This window comes from Pollutimonas sp. M17, assembly GCF_025836975.1.
In the GTDB taxonomy this organism is placed as follows: domain Bacteria; phylum Pseudomonadota; class Gammaproteobacteria; order Burkholderiales; family Burkholderiaceae_B.
On the sequence record NZ_CP107548.1, the window covers coordinates 2,778,971 to 2,799,467 of the forward strand.

Below are 20,497 nucleotides of genomic sequence, written 5' to 3' on the forward strand. Positions count from 1 at the left end.
GGCCGTCGCCAGCAACCGTAATATGGCGCACCGATATCATCGCTGATCTCGCTGCTCAGCCACGCTGGATGTTGATGCAGCAAGTGAGTACTTTGTCTCCCCTCCTCCGCGCAGGTTGAAATAGTGCCGAGCAGAGCCTCAAATCAAAATGAAGGAACGACTGTCAGTAGCCTTGGTGACCCTCAATAGATACTGCGTTCTAGAAATGATGTACTATCTCTTCCGATGGGTACAGGAATGGGCTCACCAGTCTTTTGAAGAGCAGAAAAGAACCTTGTAAACCAAGGGAATAATTGGACTTTCGTGTTCCCGTTTCCCGCTCCAAATTCTTAAAAAAGCCCAGACTTCGGTCTGGGCTTTTTTATTGAATGGCGGCTTTCCAATCGGCTTCACAGTACGCCGAACGATAACGGCCTATACACAGAAATCCAGGCCCAGTATCAATCTCGTAGTCTCTATTCGTCCGTCGGACGCGACTGGCTATCCGGCACATAAACAATCTCCCCGCTTTGCAGCCGGTAAGCCGTACCCACACGTTCGCCCTGGCGGTTGCCCGCCTGAGCGTCGCCGGCTACGTATCGGCTGACCACGCCGCCCTGGCGAGTGATGATTTCCATATCGGACTTACCGGGATTCTTGACCATGGTGAAGTCCTTGGATGTGAGCAGATCGGCCATCTTCAGGTTCGAGACCAGGGCGATCATGAGGGCCAGCGCAAAAACCAGCGCCACATCGAATAGATTGATCAGAAATCCCAGCGGATCCATATCATCGCTGTCTGCACCCGTACCGCGCAGTATGGAACGGCGCCGGCTCATGCCTTTTCCCGCAGTTTGCTGCTCAGGAATTCCAGCAGAGACAGATCATCGAGCGCCCAGCGGCTGGCGCTCTGGTGCAGCAGGAATCCCATCGCGCCGATCACCAGGCCGACGACCGTCGTCGCAAAGGCGACCTCCATCTTGCGCGCGAGCAGACTGATGTCGCCCGCGGCCAGGCCCACCAGCGCCGGACCGAGCGGAATCAAGGTGCCCATGAGTCCCAGCAAGGGCCCGATCCGGGTCATGCTGCGGTATAGCGCCAACTGCCTGTCCGTGCCCAGTTCAAACTCGGTGATCACCCGCTCGTGCCAGGCCGCGTCGGCGGGCGCCTGCCGCAAGGCGGCCGCTGCGCGTTGCAGCGGCTGGCCGGAGGCCCGCCCATCTTCGAGCGCCTCGATGAGCATACCGATGCCCGCTTCGGGCAGATGGCCGTCGGAGCCCATGCCGATGCGGCGGCGCCACCGCAACCGATCCGACCAGCGGCCATAGTATCCGCCCGTGGCCAGCAAGCCGCGCGCGAGCAGATAGAGGATGGCGACCACGACCGGCACCTGCAGGGCGGCGGCAATCCAGGAAAGGGTTTGTATCAACTGTTCCAATTCATCGATTCCAAGTAGAGCGGCGCTGCCAGAACCAGCCCAGCGCCATGAAGACAAGTACGGCGGCGGCCACAACGCCTAATCGCGCCCACATGGCTGGCATGGGATCCGCAGGTAGCGCTTGCGCGGGCCTGGCCAGCCAAAGTCCGATGGCCGCCTGCGCGATGTGCAGCACAACTCGCAGCCCCGAGCGCATCAGCCGGTCCGGCAACAGCCAACGCAGCAGGCAGGCGCTCGATACAAACAAGCCGGCGAATGCCATGGCGCAGATCCATGACACAAGGTCGTAGTCCAGGCCATCGACCGCCAGCATGGCCGCCACCTGCCCGAAAAACAGGACGGCCAGCAAGGACGGCGGCGGGCATGCGCCCACGATGCGCCACTTCAGGCCCGCCCCGTCCTGGGCAACGGCCAGCGCCTGACCGCCAAGGACGAGCGCTTCGAGCAGCAACAGCGCCGACAGATCCAGTCGCCTTTGCGGATCGGACACCCAACTGACCACTTCAGCCAGGCTGGTTCTGCCGGCCACTTCGCCCGTCATCAGCACGCCTCCGCCCATCGCCACCGCCAGCATCATCAAGCCGCGTGGGCGCAGCGCCGACATCTGTGCCGCGGCCAGCACCAGGCATACGGCGGCAAGCACGAGCACGAAAAGCTGAACCAGATTCAAGCGTCCCTCCCCGCAACGGCGTGGCGCCAACGTACCCAGGCAATTACCGCCGCCAGCATCAACAGCAGGCCAAGCACGGCGCTCGCGGGAATGGCCGGCCCCCGCCAGGCGGGCGGGGTTTCCGCGGATTTCGTCTTCGTGACGGGGCTTGGTTCCAGGCCTGCGTCCCGCTCCGCTGGCGACTGCCCGGCGGAACCGCCTTCCTTGCTCAAGACCACGCCCTTGTCGATGTCGATCAAGGCGCCCTCATTGGCCTGCTGCAGGCTGTCCTCGTAGGGCTGGCGCTGCGCGGCCTCGAGCTGCTGTGCAATGAATGCACGCAGTGCCCGGTTATCATTGACGAACCCGGTGCCGCTTGCGCCAAAACGCGAGACCAGATCGGCATGCAGGTTCGCCACTGAGCGCAGCACCCGCTCGCCGGGCTGCCAGTACCCCTTGCGCGCCGTCTCCAGCATTACCGCCGTCATCTCCTGCAAGGCGTAAGGATTGGTTTTCTCGAAGAAGGCATGCAGCCCGAGGTTCTGCGTATCTTGCACGTAGGTCTGGTAGAGGGCATCCCATAGCGTGGGCCGGATGACCGAAGGCTTCATCACATTCCAGCCATACACATTCCTGAAGGTTTCAGCGAACGTCTCGGCCGAGGACGCCCCGCCCTTGGTCATGGCTTCTATATACGCCGGATTGAGCAAGGTGGCACGCGCCTCGACGGCGATCGCGGCGCCCGCTTCGCGCACAATCGGGCGCGAGGGGTTGCGCAGGTCGCTGAAGTACGCCGCCGGGTCTTTGCCGGTGACTTCGCGCACCGCCAGGTTCAGCCCGCCCATGAACTCGTAGACGTGATCGAGCGAGATAGGCCCCCAGGTATTGGATTGCAGCGGCTGGATCACCATGTCGGTGCCGGCCAGCGCGGCCTCGAAGACGCCGGGCCGAAAGGCTCCCCACAGATCTCCTTCGCCAAACGCCGCGCCCATGTTGTTCAGGTAGGTGTGTGCCACCTGCGAGGCGTCCCGCCAGCGGTCTCCTGCCTCGACCATGCCCATGATGCCCGTGCCATAGCTGCCATTGACTCCACCGAAAACCCGGACCGAGGCAAAGCGCCGGGCATCCATCGGCGACAGGCCCCGGTCCTTGAGTTCGCGTTCCACGGCCCGAACGCCCTGCGCCACCGCGTTGTCCTCATCGCGCGCGCCGGCCGCCAGTGCCACGGCCTGGTTGATCAGGTACAGGCGCGATGCCGCCAGATCACGCAACTGGCCCGAGGTCTGCACCACCACATCGATGCGCGGGCGCGCGAGCTCGGCTTGCGGGACCAGGCGCAGGCTGGCGATACGGCCAAAGGGATCGCGCACCGGCTCCACTCCCAGCAGATAAAGGATTTGCGCAAGCGCCACGCCCTCGGTCTGGATGAAGTCGCCCGCCCATAGCGTGAAGGCCACTTTCCGGGGCCAGGCGCCATCGTGCCCCGCCCGATGCTCGGCAAGCAACTGGTCGGCCAGGCGCACGCCCACCCGCCAGGCCTGTTCGGAAGGCGTTTTCTCGGCATCGATGGAAAACAGATTGCGGCCGGTGGGCAGCGCGTCGGGATTGGCAATCGGATCGCCGCCCGATGAAGGCGGCGTAAACCCGCCGGCCAGCGCATTGTCCAGCGCGGCAAGCTCGCGCGCGGGGCTGGCCGCAAGCAGCTTCTGATAGCCCGGAATGGCGGCCAGGCGGTCGCGCAAAGTCAGCACTGCTTGCGCAAACGCGCGTTCACGCTCTTCACGCCGGGCCAGCTCGTGCTCCAGCTCGTGCTCCAGCTCGCGTTGCATTCCTTCCAACGCAGGCAGTGCTCCCGTCAGACGGGTTTTCAGGTCTTCCGGCAGCGTCGGCGCTTCGCGCCAAAAGCGGATGGCGGCAAGCGTATCGCGCAGTTGCGCCTCGTCCATGGAGGCCGTCCGCTGGGCCAGCTGCTGTCCGCTCATGCGTTCAAGCCTGGGCAGTTCGGCCCGCGCACGCTCGGCCAGGGCCTGGCGCTGTTGCCCAGCCTGCTTCTGCGCACGGGCCAGTATGGCCGGATCGTTCAGCAAGTCCAGCACCTTGGCGCGTGCCGAATCGGCGCGCATGGCCAGCAGCAAGGCCCGCACATCGCTGTCGGTGGCGATATCCAGCCCCCGCGCCATCGCCGGAATGGCGCGCGCCACGCTGCGCGCTTTCTCCAGCGCCTGCGGATCGAGCGTGCGCATCGCCTGCTTGAACTTTTTATCGGACCGCAGCGCCAACAGGAACGCACGCTTTTCCGGATCGGACGCGGCGCGCACCAGGTGGCGCAGCAAGGTGCCATCATCCGTTGCGGCTTGCATGCGCTGCGATGCGCCATCGGACGAACGCGACGCGCCCAGGTTCATGAAGCCTTTGACAAGATCCTCATCGCTGGGCTTTTGTTGCGCGTGCTCCCAGGCCTGGGCGCGTCGCAGTTCGGAATCGCTGACAACGCGCGCCAACACCTGTGCGGACTCGGCCCCTGCCGCACTGGCCTGAGTGATCAGCGCATCGGCCCGGCCGCGATAGTGCTCGGCCAACCATGCGGCGCTGTCCAGCTGCGCGCGCACGGCCACCCCGCGTGCCACATCGAGCTCGGCCAGCGCCTGGATCAGGGCATCCCGCCCCATGAGACGCGCCGAGGCGCGCTGGTCGTCCAGCGCATACGCGACGCCCAGCGTATACAGTCCGGCGGTGATCTTGGCATGCTCCAGGGTTTCCACGTGGTCCGCCAGCTTATGCAATTGATCCACGCTCCAGGCCGCGTCCGCCGGAAAACCCAAGTCCTCGTGCAGCGTGAGGGCTATCGCCTGGCGCTGCGTATCCTTGGCGTACTCGGCCTTCAGCGCCGGGCTCTCGGCGTGGTCCCAGGCTTGCAGCCGGTCGGCCAGCTGCTTGGCCCCCCCCTGCGCCCCGCCCTCGCGGAAGGCCGGCGTCAGATGCGAGACGATGGTGGCGTAGCTGCGCCGCTTGGCAATGATGGCCTCGCCCACATTGCCCATGGTGTACAGATAGATGTGCGGCGTTTGCCCGATCAGGGCATCGGGCCAATCGTGATCGGACAGGCCCACTTGCTTCCAGGGAGTGAACTCCAGGCTGCCATGGGTGCCGAAGTGCATGATCGCGTCGGCCTGGAATACGTTGCGCGTCCAAAGATAGGAAGCCAGGTATGGCCAGGGCGGCGCCAGATTCGTGCCATGCACGAGCTTGAACGTGTCGTCCCCGATACCCGGCAAGGGTTGCGGCAAGAGCACGATATTGCCCAAGGGAACACGCGCCACGGCGACCTGATCATCCACACGCAGATAGCTGCCTGGCGCAGGACCGAATTGCTTGGCGGCCTGGTCGCACAACGATTGCGCGATACTCGCGCCGCACCACGTTTCCAACTGTGCGGCGGATACCAGCGCCGGATGCGAATGGCGCGCGAAGGCCGCGAAGTCGCCCTTGGCGTAGGGGCCGATATTCGGTCCGCGCTGCTGAAGCAGCCGGGCAAACCCCTGAACCGTATCGGGCAATCCCTCGATACGGTAGCCTTGTGCCTTCAGATGCTGGAGCAACGCATACAGGGACGGCACCACCTCCAGGTCGCCCGCGGTCAGTGCGCTTTGACCCGGTCCCTTGTAATAGTAGATCGCCAGTTTCTTCTGGTCATTGGGCGTGTTCTTGAGCGCCACCGTACGCCGCACGAGACTGGCAAAACGCGCCAGTCGCTCGGGCAAAGCCCGAAAAACCTTCAAGCCGTTCGCATCGCGCGCCTGCGCCGCGATCACCATGGGTGCAATCGCGCCATCCAGTTCCGGCAGCGTCACCGACATGGTCAACAGCCCGCCATCGTAGCTGCGCTGGTCGCGCTCCCAGTCGCTTTGCTCATCGAAAATGGTCAAGGGCGCGAATAGCGGAACATTGCGCCGGGCCAGCCACGCTTGCGCTTCATCGGCCTGCCCAAGGGTCAGCCGCCCATGAGGCATGTACATCACCGCCGCCGGATCCACCTGCTGCAAGAGCGCCAAGCGACGGCCCACCGCCGAGATGGGCACCACATTGAAGCCTTTGGCCTCAAATGCCCGGATCACCGCATCGACGTGTTCGCGATTGGCATTGAAGGGACCGGGCACACTGGTCAGCAGAGCCAGGCGCGGCCGGCCCGCTTGCCAGCCCGGCTGAGCCTGGCGCCATGCCCGAAAGGCCGCAAAGTCGGTAAACACCGCCGTCTCATCCAGGCCAAAGAACACGTCCCTGGGCATTTCCTCGGGAGACTGCACGGCAGCGGAAAAAAGAGGCTTGCCATCGAATATGCGGCGCGCATAGTTCAGCAGCTGCGCATAGTTTCGCCGTCCCCCGTTACGCAGGTAGCCCGACACGGCATCCAGGTCAGCGCCTTTAAGGTTGCTCACATCGTGGCGCGGGTCGGTCGCGCCATCCACGTAGACAGGCGCATCCGAGGCGCCCATCGCACGCAAACGCGCCAGCTGCGCCTCGCCCAGCTTCAGGCCCCGGCCAAAGACAAGCGCCAGGTCGTAGCCTCCAATGCTGTCCAACTGCTCCGTTTTCAGCGCCTGCACGCGGACGAGAACGTTCGGGCGCGCCTGAATGATGCGCGCGGCCTGAAAGTCCGGATAGTTCACCAGCACCACGCGCGTCGGCGCGAGCCAATAGTGCCAGACGGCGCCCAACAGGCTCAAGAGCAGCACCGCCACCACACCATACCTGATCGCGCGGCGAGAGCGCGGCCATAGCGCCGCCCATCGATCAAGCCATCTCGTTCGACTCATGATTTTTCTTTTCACCATCAATAATGTGATGTTATAACATATCATTTTTTAACACACTCTTACGGCCTCACATGATTCGATCCCACCACTGGACGCCTCTTGCACTGGCGCTTGCCGGCGCTTTCTCACACGGTGCGCATGCGCAAGACAGCCCCTTTTCCCATGCACAAACGTCCACGACACACACAGCGCAACTAGCCCCCGTAGTGGTCACCGCCACCCGCCAGTCAACCGAAGCCTTGACGACGCCGGCCACCATCAGCGTCATCGACCAGGCGCAGATGCAGGAAAACCTTGTCACCGATTTCGGCGAACTTTTCCGCTACGAGCCGGGCATAGCCGTCAAGCGCGAGCCGCGAGGCCGAGGCGGGGAAGCGGGGATTGAAGTGCGTGGCATCGGCGGACAGCGCCTGGCAATGCTGGTGGATGGGGTGAGGCTGCCCAATGGCTACGCAGCCGCGGGCGCCAATCTGGGCCAGCTCAAGCTGGATCCGGCTTCGCTCTCGCGCGTGGAAGCCTTGCGCGGTCCGGCATCGAGCCTGTACGGCAGTGACGCGCTGGCCGGTGTCGTGCTGTTCCGCACCCTGTCTCCAGCCGACTTTCTGGATGATGCACGCAACTTCGCAGGCAATGCCTCGATCGGCTACGACGGCGCCGATAACAGCCGCTCGGCCACCGCGAACCTCGCATTTCGCGCCGGTCCCACGCAGAACCTGATCTCGGTGGCCGCTCGCGAAGGCCATGAACTGGAAAACAACGACACCAGCGCCGTGCCCAATCCGCAAGACTTCCGACAGCAGAACGTGCTGCTCAAATCAATCTTCGATCTGGGTGCGTCACAAACGCTCACGCTGACCGGCGAGCACTACACGCAAAGCGTCAAGACGGACCAGGACTCGCTTGCCGGGCCGATCGCCGGGGGCACACGCATCAACCGCAGCACGGCGGACGACGACAGCACGCGTTCGCGCCTGGGGCTGGCCTACCGCTGGGATGCCCGGGCCGGATGGTTTGATACGCTGAAAGCGCAGATCGACTATCAGCGCAGCACCAGCAAGGAACGCACGGCCGAGCGTCGTCAGCCGCCGGGCGCATCGCCGGTCCTGCTGCGCGAAACCCTGCTCTCGTACCGCGAACCGCAATGGTCGGGCTCGTTTCAGCTCGACGGCCACGCGGCGACCGGCGCCCTCGCCCATCGCTGGGTGGCGGGCGTTGACCTGCTGTCCAAATCGATCAGCTTCTACAACGATGCCAACCAGCGCATGGCCGCCGGAGGCGCCTCCACCAAGGTGATCGACGGCGACGTCTACCCGCGCAAGATCGCGCCGGACACCGATGTACGCAATATCGGTGTATTCCTTCAGGACGAGATCGCTTTTGGCGACGGGCGCTTGAAACTCACACCCAGCCTGCGCTACGACTATTACAAGCTATCGCCCAAGCCCGATGCCGAGTTTGCCAACGTCAACGTGGCCAACAGCGAGCCGGTGGGTTTATCCAAAAGCGCGCTTACGCCGCGCTTGGGGCTTAGTTACGAATGGCGCCCAAGGCAAGTCGTCTATGCCAACTATGTCACCGGTTTCCGGATGCCCACCTATGATCAATTGAACCGGATCGGCCAGGTGCCCGTGGCCACCTTCATCCATGATTTCATTCCTGCTCCAGACCTCAATCCCGAGCGCAGCCGGGGGGTGGAACTGGGCATTCGCGGCGAGTCCGAGCTGGGCACATATGAATTGACGGGGTATTACAACCGATACAAGGATTTCATCGACACCCAGATGATCGCCTATATCCCCCCTGGGGCAAGCGGTGGTCCACGCGCCATCCGCCGCTTTCAGTCGCGCAATATCGGCGAGGTCGAAATCTATGGCATCGAGGCCAAAGGCTCGCTGTCGCTGAACCCATGGCTCGACAGCAAAGACCGATGGCGCCTGATAGGCGCAGCCCAGTGGTCGATGGGCAATGACCTGAGCAACGACCAGCCTTTGAATAGCGTGCAGCCCTTCAGGCTGGTCGCGGGCCTGGCTTGGGATGCCGCGGGCGGCGGATATGGCGCCCGGTTGACCAGCACCTTGGTCTCAGCCAAAAAACGGGTCAACAAAGATTTGACGCAAACCGGCCCCACCGCCCCGGTGCCCTTGACCACCGCCGGCTACACGACGGTTGATATGACTGGCTACATGCGCCTGGGCAAGCAGGCCACGCTCAATCTTGCAGTGTTCAATCTCTTTGACCGCAGATACTACGATTGGTCGAGGGTCAGCGGCTTGACCGGCAACGACGCCCGACTTGCCGCTTACACTTCGCCGGGGCGAACGATCTCGGCGAATCTGCGGATGGAGTTCTAAGAAGAAAAGAATGGGGCCGCGTGCCGGACGCTGTCGTGCAATTCGATGACAGCTTCGCAATTCAGGCACACCGAGCGGCTCTGTATTGATATGTTATAACGTTTCATATAAGCTTTTATAACTCTGCGATCGAAGAAAGGCATCCCATGTTCAAATCAACAAAGCGTGCCAGTATGGCCGGCCTTGCCGCGCTGGCCTTACTGGTGTGGCCGCAAGCCAATGCTCACGAACTGCACGTCGTCTCCACGTTTTCCATCATCAGCGATTTCGCCAGGAACGTGGGTGGCGAGCGGATCACCCTGACCACATTGGTCGGTCCGAGTGGCGACGCTCATTCGTATGAACCCAAACCGACTGACGCGGTAGCCATCGGCCAGGCCGACGTGGTGCTGGCCAATGGCCTGCACTTTGAAGGCTTTCTTGACCGCTTGGTCCGTGCATCGGGCAGCACGGCCCCGGTAATAACACTTACCCAAGGTGTCGAGCTGCTGCGCAATACCGAGGAAGAAAATGACGGTCACGGCGAGCATGGCCACGATCACGGTCACGACCACGATGACCATGAACATGGCCCGCAGGATCACGCGGAAGAACCAGCCAGCTCACACGATCACGGCCATGAAAAGAAGCATGCCCATCACCATCACCATCACCACGGCGAGTATGACCCGCATGCCTGGCAGTCTGTGCGCAATGCGCAGATTTACGTGAACAATATCGCCGAGGCTTTCTGCGCCGCCGATGCGGCCGGTTGCCCAAGCTACCGGGCGAATGCCAGAACATACGATGAGAAGCTGCGGGCGCTGGACGCCGAGCTTGAAGTCACCGTGGCGCAAATCCCTGCCGCCCAACGCACGATCATCACTTCGCACGATGCCTTCGGCTATCTGGGACGCGCATACGGCCTTCAATTTCTGGCTCCACAAGGCGTCAGCACCGAATCAGAAGCCTCCGCCGCGGGCGTCGCCTCATTGATACAACAGATCAAGGACCAGAAGGCATCGGCCATCTTTCTTGAAAACGTCAGCAATCCTCGGCTGATCCAGCAAATAGCCAACGAGATGGGCATGAAGATTGGCGGCAAGCTCTATTCCGACGCCTTGTCAGCAGCGGATGCCCCCGCCTCTACCTATATCGACATGATGCGGCATAATGTCAGTACGATTCGGGACGCCGCCCTGGGGCGATGAAGGCCCGGAAACCGCTCAATCCCGATCGAAACTCAACTCAGGCCAATCGCAAGACCCACACCACGTGAATAGACCACTCGCTGCGCTGGCTTTAGCGCTTGCGCCGTTCAGCCTGCACGCCCACCCGCATGCCTGGATCGACGTGCGAAGCACGGTCGTCCTGTCGGCCGAAGGGCTGATCACCGCCATTGAAGAGGAATGGCTGTTCGATGACCTGTACAGTGCGGCCATCCTGGAAGGCCTGAGGGAAGACAGCCCTGAGAAAAAAGCCGTGGTGAGTGACTTTGCCGCCGAGGTCATCGACAATCTGGGCCCGTATGGCTATTTCATGCGCATCACAGCCAATGGCCGTCCGATCAGATTGAATACCGTTACCCAGTTCAAAAGTGAAATGAAGGGCGAGCAGTTGCAGTTGTCTTTTACCGCCCCGCTGGCCCAGCCCGTAGACCCCCTGCGCGATGACGTCGGCTTCTCCGTGTACGACCCCACTTATTTCATTCAGATGACGCATCGGCCGGAAGAGCCGCCAACCATCAGGAGCGATAAACAATACCCTTGCCGGGCGCAGGTGGTACCGCCCAATCCGACCGCGGAAGACATTGCACGGGCGTTCGCCCTGGACCGTGGCGCGACGCCCGAAGAGGGCCTGGGCGACCTTTTCGCGGAAAAGGTGCATATCCAATGCGACTGATGCGCGGACCCTCTGTGCGCGTACTGGCCATTTGTGCACTTGCGGGCGCGCTGTCGATTCTCATGTGGGGGTTGCTGAACCATTATGCCGTGTGGAGCAGGCTTCTGGCCTGGGTCATGACCACGCAGGCCGCGTTGCACCAGAAGCTCGCCTGGACCATACGCCTGGTGGCCGAGCATGGCTGGACGGCAAGCTGGCCGCTCATCGGCATCAGCCTGCTCTACGGTATCTTCCATGCCGCCGGGCCGGGGCACGGCAAAGCGGTGATCGCGACCTACCTGGGTACAAGCAGTACGCGGCTGCGCCGTGGCCTGTTCCTGTCGATCTCGTCGGCCATTGTTCAAGGCCTGGCGGCGGTGGTGCTTGTGGAAGTCGCGGCGAACGTGCTGGGCTACACATTGCGGCGCACCCATGGCGCCGCCGGCCAGTTGGAAAACGTCAGCTTCGCCCTGGTTGCGCTGCTGGGCTCGGTGCTGGCCCTGCGCAGTGCCAGAGGGCTGTATCGCCGCTGGCGCCAATTCAAACGAAACACGGGCTCCTTATTTTCAAGCGGCGGCGGATTGCAGGCATACTGTGCGGAGTGCGGCGGCCCGCATCAACTGACTCGCGAGCATCTGGATCAAGCCCTGACCTGGCGTACCGCGATCCCCATCATCCTGGCGATCGGGATGCGGCCTTGCACCGGGGCAATACTCGTGCTGCTTGTCGCCCATTCGTTCGGCTTGCGCTGGGCCGGCATTGCCGCCGTGCTGGCCATGTCGCTCGGTACGGCTGCAACCGTGAGCCTGCTGGCCACCGCCACCGTGTCGTTTCGGCATGTGACGCTGCGATATTTCCAGCACGGCCGTGCCGCTTCGCATCGCGCGGGGTTTGTTTTCGACCTGCTGGGCCTGCTTGGCGGAGCGGCAATTGGCCTCATGGGAGCCGGCCTTCTCCAGCAGGGGCTGAACACCGCTCCGCATCCGCTTTTGTAGCGTGCCAAGTCCGGCTGGCGGGTCCACGGTACGCGGTTTGCTGCTTCTCCGCAAATCTGTTGGCGACCCGCCTTTCCCAGATGTCCGGCGCCGCCACACTGATACAATCCATCGCAACGGCGCCGGCCATCTGAAACCAGGCCAGGATCGAGACCAAGCTGCCCATGCGGAAAATCGCGAGTTGTCTAATATCAATATGATGCATGTCCGGTCCTGCGCTTCAGTTCACAAGGGCCCAAACTCAGGTTTGGGCTCTTTGTTTTGCGCGCGCCAATTTCCTTGGACGATGAAAGGACGCAGGCAATGAACATTGCATTGATTCTGTTGATGATTGTTGTGGCCTGGCGAGTGCTGTGCCTGCGTTACCAGCGCACGCACATTGCCTTGCTGGGGCGGCATTTGGCCGGCTTCCAGCTTGAGCGCCACATGGAAACGCTGACGCAGGGCTATACCCGCGCCATCCACGAGAAAGCTGAAACACGCCAGATACAGGTGCTGGAAACCTTCGCCCAGACTGAACGCACTGTGGCGGCCCAAGTTCAGTCGCTGGCCGACGCGATGCAAAAGGAAAGCGCACAGGCCGCCAGCATCGGCTCGCTCCCGTTCTGCGTGCCTTATGCCGAACTTTTTCTTCCCAATCTGACGCGGGATTTCCGTGAGTTGCTGCGTATCCATGCAATCGGATTGCGCCATGTGGTGGACAACGAAGACAGCCTGGATATCAAGAACCGCGCCTACCACCTTTCGGCTGAGCTGTATCTGCTGCAGCACAGCTGCCACTGGTTTTGCAAATCCCGTGGCGTGGCCGATACGCGGCTGGCGCTGCGGCATCAAGTCACCCACCAGAAAGTGCTGGAATCGGTGTCGGCCACGACCCGCTCGGCTTATCTGCGGTGGCTGGGGGATGCCAATGAGCGGTAGCCGATCGGCGTCGAACTAGGGCGGGCCAAGCCGGCGCGTTCAAACACGGCGTATAATGCGTCTTGCATTTCCTTCATGGGTTCCCTAACCCCATCCATCAAAAAGGTCCATCATGACATCCGCCTCCGCCCCGCAATCGCGGGTATCGTTCTACCTTGCCTTGCTGGTAGCGTTTCACGTCCTCATCATCATCGCCAGCAACTACCTGGTGCAGCTGCCCATCGACCTGTTCGGTTTTCACAGCACCTGGGGCGCCTTCAGCTTTCCCTTCATTTTCCTGGCCACCGACCTGACCGTGCGCCTGATCGGCAAGGCCGAGGCACGCAGCGTGATCGCGCGAGCGATGGTGCCGGCGCTGATCGCCTCCTACACCGTGTCGGTCCTCTTCCATGAAGGCCGCTTCAATGGCTTCGACGCACTGGGCGAATTCAACACCTTCGTGTTCCGCATCGCTTTCGCCAGTTTCGCCGCCTATGTGCTGGGCCAGTTGCTGGACGTACAAGTCTTCGACCGCATGCGCCGCAGCTATGTGCGCTGGTGGGTGGCGCCGGCGGCCGCTTCCGTATTCGGGCAGGCGCTGGACACGGTGGCCTTCTTCGGCATTGCCTTCTGGCGCAGCAGCAATCCCTTCATGGCCGAGCATTGGGGCGAGATCGCCGTCGTGGACTACGTCATCAAGCTGGCGGTCAGCCTGCTGCTGTTCGTGCCCATGTACGGTGTCGCCCTGAACGCCATCACCCGTGCCATGAAGCGGCGCACTGCCGTGTTGGCCGGGGCATGACCGCATCGGGGCGAACCCATCGCCGCGCCCTGGTCCTGTTCTCCGGCGGCCAGGATTCCGCCACCTGCCTGGCCTGGGCGCTGACACATTACAGCCATGTCGAAACCCTGGGCTTCGACTACGGCCAGCGCCACCGGGTGGAGCTGGACTGCCGCGCCACGCTGCGCCGCCGCATGGCCGAACAGCAAGCCGATTGGGCGGTACGCCTGGGCGAGGATCATCTGCTGAATGTGGACGTGCTGGGGCAGTTGGGATCGTCGGCGATGACGGACGACATCGCCATCGCCATGCAGGCCGACGGCCTGCCGAATACGTTCGTACCGGGCCGCAATCTGTTGTTCTTCACGCTGGCGGCCGCCCTGGCCTATCGGCGCGGGCTGGACGTGCTGGTGGGCGGCATGTCGCAGACGGATTATTCCGGCTACCCCGACTGCCGCGACAATACGCTGAAAGCCCTGCAGGTGGCGCTGAGCCTGGGCGTGGATCGCCCGCTAACATTGGAAACCCCATTGATGTGGCTGGACAAGGCGGACACCTGGGAATTGACGCAGCAATTGGGCGGCGTGCCACTGGTGGAATTGCTGCGCACGGAAACCCATAGCTGCTATCTGAACCAACGCGATACTTTGCATGCCTGGGGCTATGGCTGCGGCGGCTGCCCGGCTTGCACGCTGCGCGAACAGGGATACCGGCTATGGCTGTCGCGGCGGCTGGCTTCCTTCTGAAACGACACTGACGGCCTCTCGCCGGCCCCACGCTCCTGGGCGCCGCCGGCTCGGCGGGCATGGGGATTGCTGCCTTGCTGCTTTCTAGTCTTGCAGCCCTTCCCTAAATGCGCCAACCATGGCGCCGCATCCCTCCCAGGAGAAATCGATGATGAAATTGCTTGTACGCATGGCGGCCGGCGCCTTTTTCTGCACGGCAAGCCAGGCCTATGCCGATATCACGGTGAACATGCACGAGGCCACCGACAAGGGAGCGGGGAAAGCCCTGGGCGCCGTCACCATTTCCGAATCGCAATATGGCCTGGTATTCACGCCCAAACTCACCGGCTTGTCTTCGGGTGTCCACGGCTTCCATGTTCATGAGAATCCCAGTTGCGATGCCGCCGAAAAAGACGGGAAAATGACGCCGGCCCAAGCAGCCGGAGGGCACCTGGACCCCAAGAAAACCGGCAAGCACGGTTTGCCCTGGGGCGACGGCCACCTGGGCGACCTTCCCGCGCTTTACGTCAACGAGGATGGGACGTCGGACATTCCCGTGCTCGCCCCGCGCCTGAAACTGGCCGACGTAAAGGAGCGGTCGCTGATGATCCACAAAGGCGGCGACAACTATTCCGATCATCCGAAACCGCTGGGCGGCGGCGGAGCACGCATGGCTTGCGGCGTCATTGAATAGCGCCGGCGAGGCGGCATCGGAAACTCAGCCGCGCCAGGCCGCCTTGATCGTATCGATGTCGATCTTCCTCATGCTCATCATGGCGTCGAACGCGCGCTTGGCCGCTGCGCGGTCAGGATCCGTGATCGCGGCCGTCAAGGCACGGGGCGTGATCTGCCACGACAGCCCCCACTTGTCCTTGCACCAGCCGCAGGCGCTTTCCTGACCGCCGTTTTCGACGATCGCATTCCACAAGCGGTCCGTTTCGGTCTGGTCGTCGGTCGCCACCTGGAACGAGAATGCTTCGTTGTGCTTGAACGCCGAACCTCCGTTCAAGCCCAGGCAAGGAATGCCCATGACGATGAACTCGACCGTCAGGACGTCGCCCTGCTTGCCCGAGGGGTAATCGCCTGGAGCGCGATGGACAGCCAGCACCGCGCTATCCGGAAATGTCTCGGCGTAGAAAACCGCGGCATCCAATGCGGCGCCGTCGTACCAGAGGCAGACTGTATTCTTGCTGGCCATGCTTATCCTCGTGAGTTTGGAACAGACGCTCAATTCTAGCCGTGCAGAGGGCCGAACCAATTCAGGAATTTGTATACCGGGGAAGCGAGCCATGGCCCGCAAACGTTCATTGTTCTTCCTTCATGAACAGTGATGACGGAATTTTCCCGTTTATTCGGATTGCATAAACCTTTACAGTCTTCATTGTCGACGCCGGCCCGGCTTCGACGCACTAATGGAGATTGGTACATGGCAACTCGCAAGGTCGTTTTTCCTCCTCGACGCCAGGCCCTTTATGAGCGGAACCGCTATTCGCCGGCAATCAAATCCAATGGATTCCTGTTCGTCTCGGGGCAGGTCGGCAGCCGCGAAGACGGTGCGCCGGAGCCCGACCTGGAAGCTCAAGTCAGGCTCGCATTCGACAATCTGAATGCCATCCTGAAAGCGGCGGGCAGCTCGTTCGACGATGTGGTCGATGTCACCGTCTTCATGGTCGATCCCGAATCGAAGTTCGAAACAATCTGGAAAGTCGTGCCGGAATACTGGGGCGACGCACCTCATCCGACACTGACGGCGGTGGGAGTAACCTGGCTCTACGGCTTCCAGTTCGAAATCAAGGTGATCGCCAGGCTGTCCGACGAGGAAGGGCAAAAAGAATAATGGCGCACCATAGCATGGGATTACGCGGCGCCGGGCCTGTGCTTATGGACCGGCTTCAGCGGGGGCAGGCCGGCCCAGCCAATTGGCGCGCCATCGTCCCTTCTCGATGGCGCCAAATATCAGTTCTTCCAGCAGCCCATAAACACGCTCGGCGGCGGGCGACATGGGAAGAAGCCTGGATCTGGACAGGTACACCGTTCGACTGAGCCGTCCGCCTTCAATTTCAGCCACATCCAGGGCGGTAGCCGAGACGTGTTCATCCATCGCACAGGAAGGAAGTATCGTATAGCCGAGACCGGCACGCACTGCGGCGATCAACAAATTCGGCGCATTGATTTCCGCCACCACATCCGCCTTGAGCCCTTCCGCCGCGCATATCCGCTCGATCTCTTCGCGTATACCGTTAGGACGGCTGAGCAGCAGCAGCGGCAAACGGGCCACTTGCGCCATCGTACAGCGCGTTTTGCCGTCGAGCGAACCTTCCGGCCCGACGAGCTGCAGCGGCTCCGAGACAAGAGGCTTCATCAAGAGGCCGCCGGTGGTCGTGTTGTCGAATGCGATGGCCACGTCAAGCTTGCCCTGCGCAAGAAGCTGGGCAAGCATGGAGCTTGGCCCTTCGATTATTTCCAGTCGAATGGACTTCAGATTGGCGCGCACTTCACGCAAAAGCGGCAAACCCAGCAAGGTCGCCATGGTCCATGGCAAGCCGACCGTTACGGGCCCGGCAGGCCCGGCATCGGCTTGCGCGGCAATCAGATGAGTTGTCTCTATCTGCTTCAGCACCGATTTCGCCTGTTGATAGACGGCCTGCCCTACTTCGGTCGGGGTCACGCCGCGCACGCTGCGGACGAGCAATTTAACGCCCAGCTCCTCTTCCAGCCGATTGATCTGCTGGCTGAGCGCCGGCTGCGCAACATGCAAAGCCTGCGAAGCGCGTGACAGGCTGCCGGCCTCGACGATGCACACGAGGTATTTCAGCTGTCGCAGTTCCACTGTTTCTCCTTGGGCCGACAGGGGCTATATAGAACGGTTATAGCGGTAGACGCATTTCATATTTTACGAGGCGTCTCGGTATCCCTATAGTCGGAAGCTTACCAGGAGGATCGCCAGTGAATGGACGAATTGTGGTGCAGCGGGACGGGCACGTCGCAACCATCACCATAGACAACGAAGCCAAGCGCAACGCCATGACGCAGGCCATGTGGATAGAGATGGGGGATGCCGTACTTGCCCTTTCCAGGGACATGCCAGTGCGCTGCCTGGTGCTGCGCGGCAAGGGAACGCAGGCCTTTGGCAGCGGCGCCGACATCGATGAGTTCGAAAAAATACGATCAAGCAAAGAGCAAGCCATTGAATTCGGCAAGCACGGGCATCGGGCCATGCACGCATTGCGCGATTGCCCCATCCCCACTATTGCCGCCGTGCGAGGCATCTGCGTAGGCGGAGGCCTGGAGCTGGCGGCGGTATGCGACTTTCGCATCGCCAGCACAGCCAGCCGCTTTGGCGTGCCCATCGCCCGCCTGGGCGGCGTACTGGCTTACCCCGAGCTTGAAGGGCTGCTGCGCCTCGCGGGTCCGCAACTCACTCTGGAACTGCTTCTGGAAGGAAGGTTGATGGATTCGGCCGAGGCGTATGAAAAGGGATTGGTCACACGCGTTTTTCCGGAAGACGGCTACGAGGCCGGCCTGCAGAGGATCGTGGACAACATAGCGGCGGGAGCGCCCTTGTCGGCCCGCTGGCATAAGAAATTCGTGGCCAGACTGCTTCAAGGCTCGCCGCTCAGCGAAGCCGAGCTGAATGAGGGCTATGACTGTTTCGACACGGATGACTTCAAGGAAGGATATCGGTCTTTTCTGGCCAAGCGGCCTCCGCTATTCAAGGGAATATAGAAGATGGAAGAAACCTCGGTTCACAAAGGCCCGCTGGCCGGACTGCGCGTCGTCGAATTGGCTCATGTCATGGCGGGTCCGGTGGGCGGACTGATGCTGGCGGACATGGGCGCTCAGGTCATCAAGATCGAGAAGCTTCCGGGCGGGGACGATACCCGCCGTACCACGCCTCCCGCCATCAATGGAGAGTCCGCTTCCTTCATGATCCTGAACCGCAACAAACGAGGCGTTGCCGTGGATTTGAAGGCGGAGGAAGGCAAGGAGTTCGTCAGGCGCCTGATCGGACAGGCGGACGTCGTGATCGAAAACTACCGGCCGGGCACCATGGAGAAAATGGGCTTGGGCTATGACGCGCTTCAGGCGCTCAATCCCGGCCTGGTGTACTGCAAGATCACGGGGTTCGGGCTCACCGGCCCTTACGCGCAGCGCGCCGGCTACGATCTTATCTCTCAAGGCATGTCGGCGCTGATGAGCCTGACGGGCGAAGGTCCGGGCCGCCCGCCCGTCAAGGTGGGCGTGCCTGTTGGAGACGTGACCGCCGGCATCCTGGCGGCGACAGGCGTACTGGCGGCCTACATCGAACGCCTGCGCAGCGGACGGGGCCAATACATCGATACATCGCTGATGGAAGCATCTCTGGTTCATACTTACTGGCCGGCCGCCATGGCATTGGCCACGGGGCACTCTCCCGGACCGATGGGGTCGGCCCACCCGGTCGCAGCGCCCTACCAGGCTTTCCCGACTCAAGATGGCTGGCTCAATATCGGCGCCATCAGCAAGGCCACATGGGTCGGCGTTTCAGAAGTGCTCGAATTGCCGGGCCTGCTGACGGACGAGCGCTTCAAGGATAACGCCGGCCGCATGGAGCACCTGGATGCTCTGGTAAAGCTCATCTCGGACGTCCTGCAAACGCGGCCCACCGAACATTGGGTGCAGGCCTTCGAGCGAGCCGGCGTACCGGCGGGGCCCGTGAAAAACATCCGGCAGGCGCTGGACGATCCGCAAACCAGGGTGCGCGACATGGTGATCAAGGTGGATCACCCGGTGGCGGGCGAGATCGACGCCCTGGGATTGCCCATCAAGTTCTCGGGCGGCAACGGGGTGACGCGGCGCGGCGCGCCGCTGTATGGCCAGCACACCAGGGAAGTGATGGCGGAACTCGGCTATACCGACACCGAGATCATGCAGCTCATACAAGCGGGCGTGGTGCACGCACACTCGAACTAACGGCCGCAAGGCATCATAATCAATAACATGAAGGAGACACCATGAAGATTGTCTACAAACCCTTAGTCAAGCCATTCCTGGCCACGGCCTTCGCGGCGCTCGCCGTGCTCGGACTGGCCGGGCCGGCTCAGGCGGCATGGCCGGAAAAACCCATACGCATCGTGGTGCCGTCATCGCCGGGCGGCAGCGCGGACGCCGTGGCCCGCATGCTGGGCGACCGCCTTTCCCGGACCCTGGGCCAACCCGTCCTGGTGGACAACAAAGGCGGCGGTGGCGGCAACATCGCCACGGACGCCGTCGCCACGGCGGCGGCCGACGGGTATACGCTTTTGCTCACGGGGAACAACCACAGCGTCAATGTTTCCTTATTCAATCCGGCTCCATACGCGCTGTCGGATTTTGCGCCCGTTGCCGAACTCACCCGGGGGCCCTCGGTATTTGTCGCGGCCAATAACGCTCCGTACGACACTCTGGGCCAGCTCATCGCGGCGGCAAAGGCGGAGCCCGGCACGATCCCGTTCGGAAGCCCGGGCATCGGCCTGCCCAGCCACATTGCATTCGAGATGTTTGCCCACACGACAGGCATCAAGATGATCCATGCGCCGTATCGAGGTTCGGGCCCATCGCTGTCGGATGCGATCGGAGGACAGATTCCCATTGTGACGGCAACACTTGCCGCCGCGATGCCTCACATCAAGGCCGGCAAGCTGAAAGCCCTGGCGGTAACCTCGGAGCAACGCTGGCCCAGCCTGCCTGACACGCCCACCGTTGCAGAGACGATAGGAAAGCCTTTTCAGCATCTGACCTGGCTCGGCGTATTGGCCCCCCAAGGCACACCGGCAGAGGTCGTCACGCGTTTGAATACGGAAATAAACATCGTCCTGCAGGATCCCGGCATCAGGGAAACGCTGGCCACCCTGGGCACGAATCCCGTGGGCGGATCCAGCGCCGCATTCGACAGCATGATCGAAGAAGAAGCCAAAATGGCCGCAACACTGATCCGGAACACCGGGATAAAGGCCGGCAAGTAATGGCGGGTTCGGCATCATGGA

The 20,497-nt window shown here is 62.2% G+C and carries 18 protein-coding genes; 12 read left to right on the plus strand and 6 right to left on the minus strand.

Going from position 1 to position 20,497, the window contains the following annotated elements; all coding sequences use genetic code 11:
* Positions 1 to 455: 455 nt before the first annotated feature.
* Genes OEG81_RS13075 through OEG81_RS13090 form a run of 4 tightly spaced genes read right to left on the minus strand, consistent with a single transcriptional unit; the run spans position 456 to position 6,880 of the window.
* Positions 456 to 818: a DUF2149 domain-containing protein gene (locus OEG81_RS13075; protein ID WP_264129691.1), complete on the minus strand. Its 363-nt coding sequence runs from the start codon at positions 816 to 818 to the stop codon at positions 456 to 458.
* On the minus strand, positions 815 to 1,417 hold the full coding sequence (locus tag OEG81_RS13080; RefSeq protein WP_264129692.1) for a MotA/TolQ/ExbB proton channel family protein: 603 nt from the start codon (positions 1,415 to 1,417) through the stop codon (positions 815 to 817). The genes OEG81_RS13075 and OEG81_RS13080 overlap by 4 nt, the downstream gene beginning before the upstream one ends.
* Position 1,418: 1 nt before the next feature.
* The gene (locus OEG81_RS13085; protein WP_264129693.1) at positions 1,419 to 2,087 is read right to left on the minus strand and encodes a hypothetical protein; all 669 of its coding nucleotides are present in this window, start codon (positions 2,085 to 2,087) and stop codon (positions 1,419 to 1,421) included.
* Entirely contained in the window at positions 2,084 to 6,880 is a 4,797-nt protein-coding gene (locus OEG81_RS13090; protein ID WP_264129694.1) for a cobaltochelatase subunit CobN, read from the minus strand. Before OEG81_RS13090 ends, OEG81_RS13085 begins: the two co-directional genes overlap by 4 nt.
* Before the next feature lie 71 nt (positions 6,881 to 6,951).
* Here OEG81_RS13090 and OEG81_RS13095 point away from each other — a divergent pair, with 71 nt between their 5' ends.
* The 8 genes from OEG81_RS13095 to sodC all read left to right on the plus strand — a co-directional run bounded on the left by OEG81_RS13095 (position 6,952) and on the right by sodC (position 15,186).
* Complete coding sequence (locus tag OEG81_RS13095) at positions 6,952 to 9,231, plus strand: TonB-dependent hemoglobin/transferrin/lactoferrin family receptor (RefSeq protein WP_264129695.1); 2,280 nt, start codon at positions 6,952 to 6,954, stop codon at positions 9,229 to 9,231.
* A 146-nt stretch (positions 9,232 to 9,377) separates the two neighbouring features.
* Complete coding sequence (locus OEG81_RS13100) at positions 9,378 to 10,421, plus strand: metal ABC transporter solute-binding protein, Zn/Mn family (RefSeq protein ID WP_264129696.1); 1,044 nt, start codon at positions 9,378 to 9,380, stop codon at positions 10,419 to 10,421.
* 64 nt (positions 10,422 to 10,485) lie between these two features.
* On the plus strand, positions 10,486 to 11,112 hold the full coding sequence (locus OEG81_RS13105) for a DUF1007 family protein (protein WP_264129698.1): 627 nt from the start codon (positions 10,486 to 10,488) through the stop codon (positions 11,110 to 11,112).
* Positions 11,112 to 12,086, plus strand: coding sequence for a nickel/cobalt transporter (locus OEG81_RS13110; RefSeq protein WP_264129699.1), 975 nt, complete (start codon positions 11,112 to 11,114; stop codon positions 12,084 to 12,086). The genes OEG81_RS13105 and OEG81_RS13110 overlap by 1 nt, the downstream gene beginning before the upstream one ends.
* A 303-nt stretch (positions 12,087 to 12,389) precedes the next feature.
* Positions 12,390 to 13,007, plus strand: coding sequence for a hypothetical protein (locus OEG81_RS13115; protein WP_264129701.1), 618 nt, complete (start codon positions 12,390 to 12,392; stop codon positions 13,005 to 13,007).
* A 112-nt stretch (positions 13,008 to 13,119) separates the two neighbouring features.
* Positions 13,120 to 13,788, plus strand: a complete 669-nt coding sequence (locus OEG81_RS13120) for a 7-cyano-7-deazaguanine/7-aminomethyl-7-deazaguanine transporter (RefSeq protein ID WP_264129702.1) — start codon at positions 13,120 to 13,122, stop codon at positions 13,786 to 13,788.
* Entirely contained in the window at positions 13,785 to 14,513 is a 729-nt protein-coding gene (gene queC / locus OEG81_RS13125) for a 7-cyano-7-deazaguanine synthase QueC (RefSeq protein WP_264129703.1), read from the plus strand. The genes OEG81_RS13120 and queC overlap by 4 nt, the downstream gene beginning before the upstream one ends.
* Positions 14,514 to 14,664: 151 nt before the next feature.
* Positions 14,665 to 15,186, plus strand: coding sequence for a superoxide dismutase [Cu-Zn] SodC (gene sodC / locus OEG81_RS13130; RefSeq protein ID WP_317135382.1), 522 nt, complete (start codon positions 14,665 to 14,667; stop codon positions 15,184 to 15,186).
* A 24-nt stretch (positions 15,187 to 15,210) separates the two neighbouring features.
* Here sodC and OEG81_RS13135 read toward each other — a convergent pair whose 3' ends face one another.
* Positions 15,211 to 15,690: a VOC family protein gene (locus OEG81_RS13135; protein ID WP_264129706.1), complete on the minus strand. Its 480-nt coding sequence runs from the start codon at positions 15,688 to 15,690 to the stop codon at positions 15,211 to 15,213.
* Between the two features lie 228 nt (positions 15,691 to 15,918).
* Here OEG81_RS13135 and OEG81_RS13140 point away from each other — a divergent pair, with 228 nt between their 5' ends.
* Positions 15,919 to 16,329: a RidA family protein gene (locus OEG81_RS13140; RefSeq protein WP_264129707.1), complete on the plus strand. Its 411-nt coding sequence runs from the start codon at positions 15,919 to 15,921 to the stop codon at positions 16,327 to 16,329.
* Positions 16,330 to 16,371: 42 nt separating this feature from the next.
* Here OEG81_RS13140 and OEG81_RS13145 read toward each other — a convergent pair whose 3' ends face one another.
* The gene (locus OEG81_RS13145; RefSeq protein ID WP_264129708.1) at positions 16,372 to 17,322 is read right to left on the minus strand and encodes a LysR substrate-binding domain-containing protein; all 951 of its coding nucleotides are present in this window, start codon (positions 17,320 to 17,322) and stop codon (positions 16,372 to 16,374) included.
* A 116-nt stretch (positions 17,323 to 17,438) separates the two neighbouring features.
* On the opposite strand from OEG81_RS13145, the gene OEG81_RS13150 reads away from it, so the two are divergent.
* Genes OEG81_RS13150 through OEG81_RS13160 form a run of 3 tightly spaced genes read left to right on the plus strand, consistent with a single transcriptional unit; the run spans position 17,439 to position 20,476 of the window.
* Positions 17,439 to 18,218, plus strand: a complete 780-nt coding sequence (locus OEG81_RS13150; RefSeq protein ID WP_264129709.1) for an enoyl-CoA hydratase/isomerase family protein — start codon at positions 17,439 to 17,441, stop codon at positions 18,216 to 18,218.
* A 3-nt stretch (positions 18,219 to 18,221) separates the two neighbouring features.
* The gene (locus tag OEG81_RS13155; RefSeq protein ID WP_264129710.1) at positions 18,222 to 19,445 is read left to right on the plus strand and encodes a CaiB/BaiF CoA transferase family protein; all 1,224 of its coding nucleotides are present in this window, start codon (positions 18,222 to 18,224) and stop codon (positions 19,443 to 19,445) included.
* Positions 19,446 to 19,486: 41 nt separating this feature from the next.
* Entirely contained in the window at positions 19,487 to 20,476 is a 990-nt protein-coding gene (locus tag OEG81_RS13160) for a tripartite tricarboxylate transporter substrate binding protein (RefSeq protein WP_264129711.1), read from the plus strand.
* Positions 20,477 to 20,497: the final 21 nt, after the last annotated feature.

Coding starts and splice junctions, on each gene's coding strand:
- OEG81_RS13075 (WP_264129691.1), bottom strand. CDS start 818: ATGAGCCGGCGCCGTTCCATACTGCGCGGTACGGGTGCAGACAGCGAT.
- OEG81_RS13090 (WP_264129694.1), bottom strand. CDS start 6,880: ATGAGTCGAACGAGATGGCTTGATCGATGGGCGGCGCTATGGCCGCGC.
- OEG81_RS13095 (WP_264129695.1), top strand. CDS start 6,952: ATGATTCGATCCCACCACTGGACGCCTCTTGCACTGGCGCTTGCCGGC.
- OEG81_RS13100 (WP_264129696.1), top strand. CDS start 9,378: ATGTTCAAATCAACAAAGCGTGCCAGTATGGCCGGCCTTGCCGCGCTG.
- OEG81_RS13110 (WP_264129699.1), top strand. CDS start 11,112: ATGCGCGGACCCTCTGTGCGCGTACTGGCCATTTGTGCACTTGCGGGC.
- OEG81_RS13115 (WP_264129701.1), top strand. CDS start 12,390: ATGAACATTGCATTGATTCTGTTGATGATTGTTGTGGCCTGGCGAGTG.
- OEG81_RS13120 (WP_264129702.1), top strand. CDS start 13,120: ATGACATCCGCCTCCGCCCCGCAATCGCGGGTATCGTTCTACCTTGCC.
- queC (WP_264129703.1), top strand. CDS start 13,785: ATGACCGCATCGGGGCGAACCCATCGCCGCGCCCTGGTCCTGTTCTCC.
- sodC (WP_317135382.1), top strand. CDS start 14,665: ATGAAATTGCTTGTACGCATGGCGGCCGGCGCCTTTTTCTGCACGGCA.
- OEG81_RS13135 (WP_264129706.1), bottom strand. CDS start 15,690: ATGGCCAGCAAGAATACAGTCTGCCTCTGGTACGACGGCGCCGCATTG.
- OEG81_RS13140 (WP_264129707.1), top strand. CDS start 15,919: ATGGCAACTCGCAAGGTCGTTTTTCCTCCTCGACGCCAGGCCCTTTAT.
- OEG81_RS13155 (WP_264129710.1), top strand. CDS start 18,222: ATGGAAGAAACCTCGGTTCACAAAGGCCCGCTGGCCGGACTGCGCGTC.
- OEG81_RS13160 (WP_264129711.1), top strand. CDS start 19,487: ATGAAGATTGTCTACAAACCCTTAGTCAAGCCATTCCTGGCCACGGCC.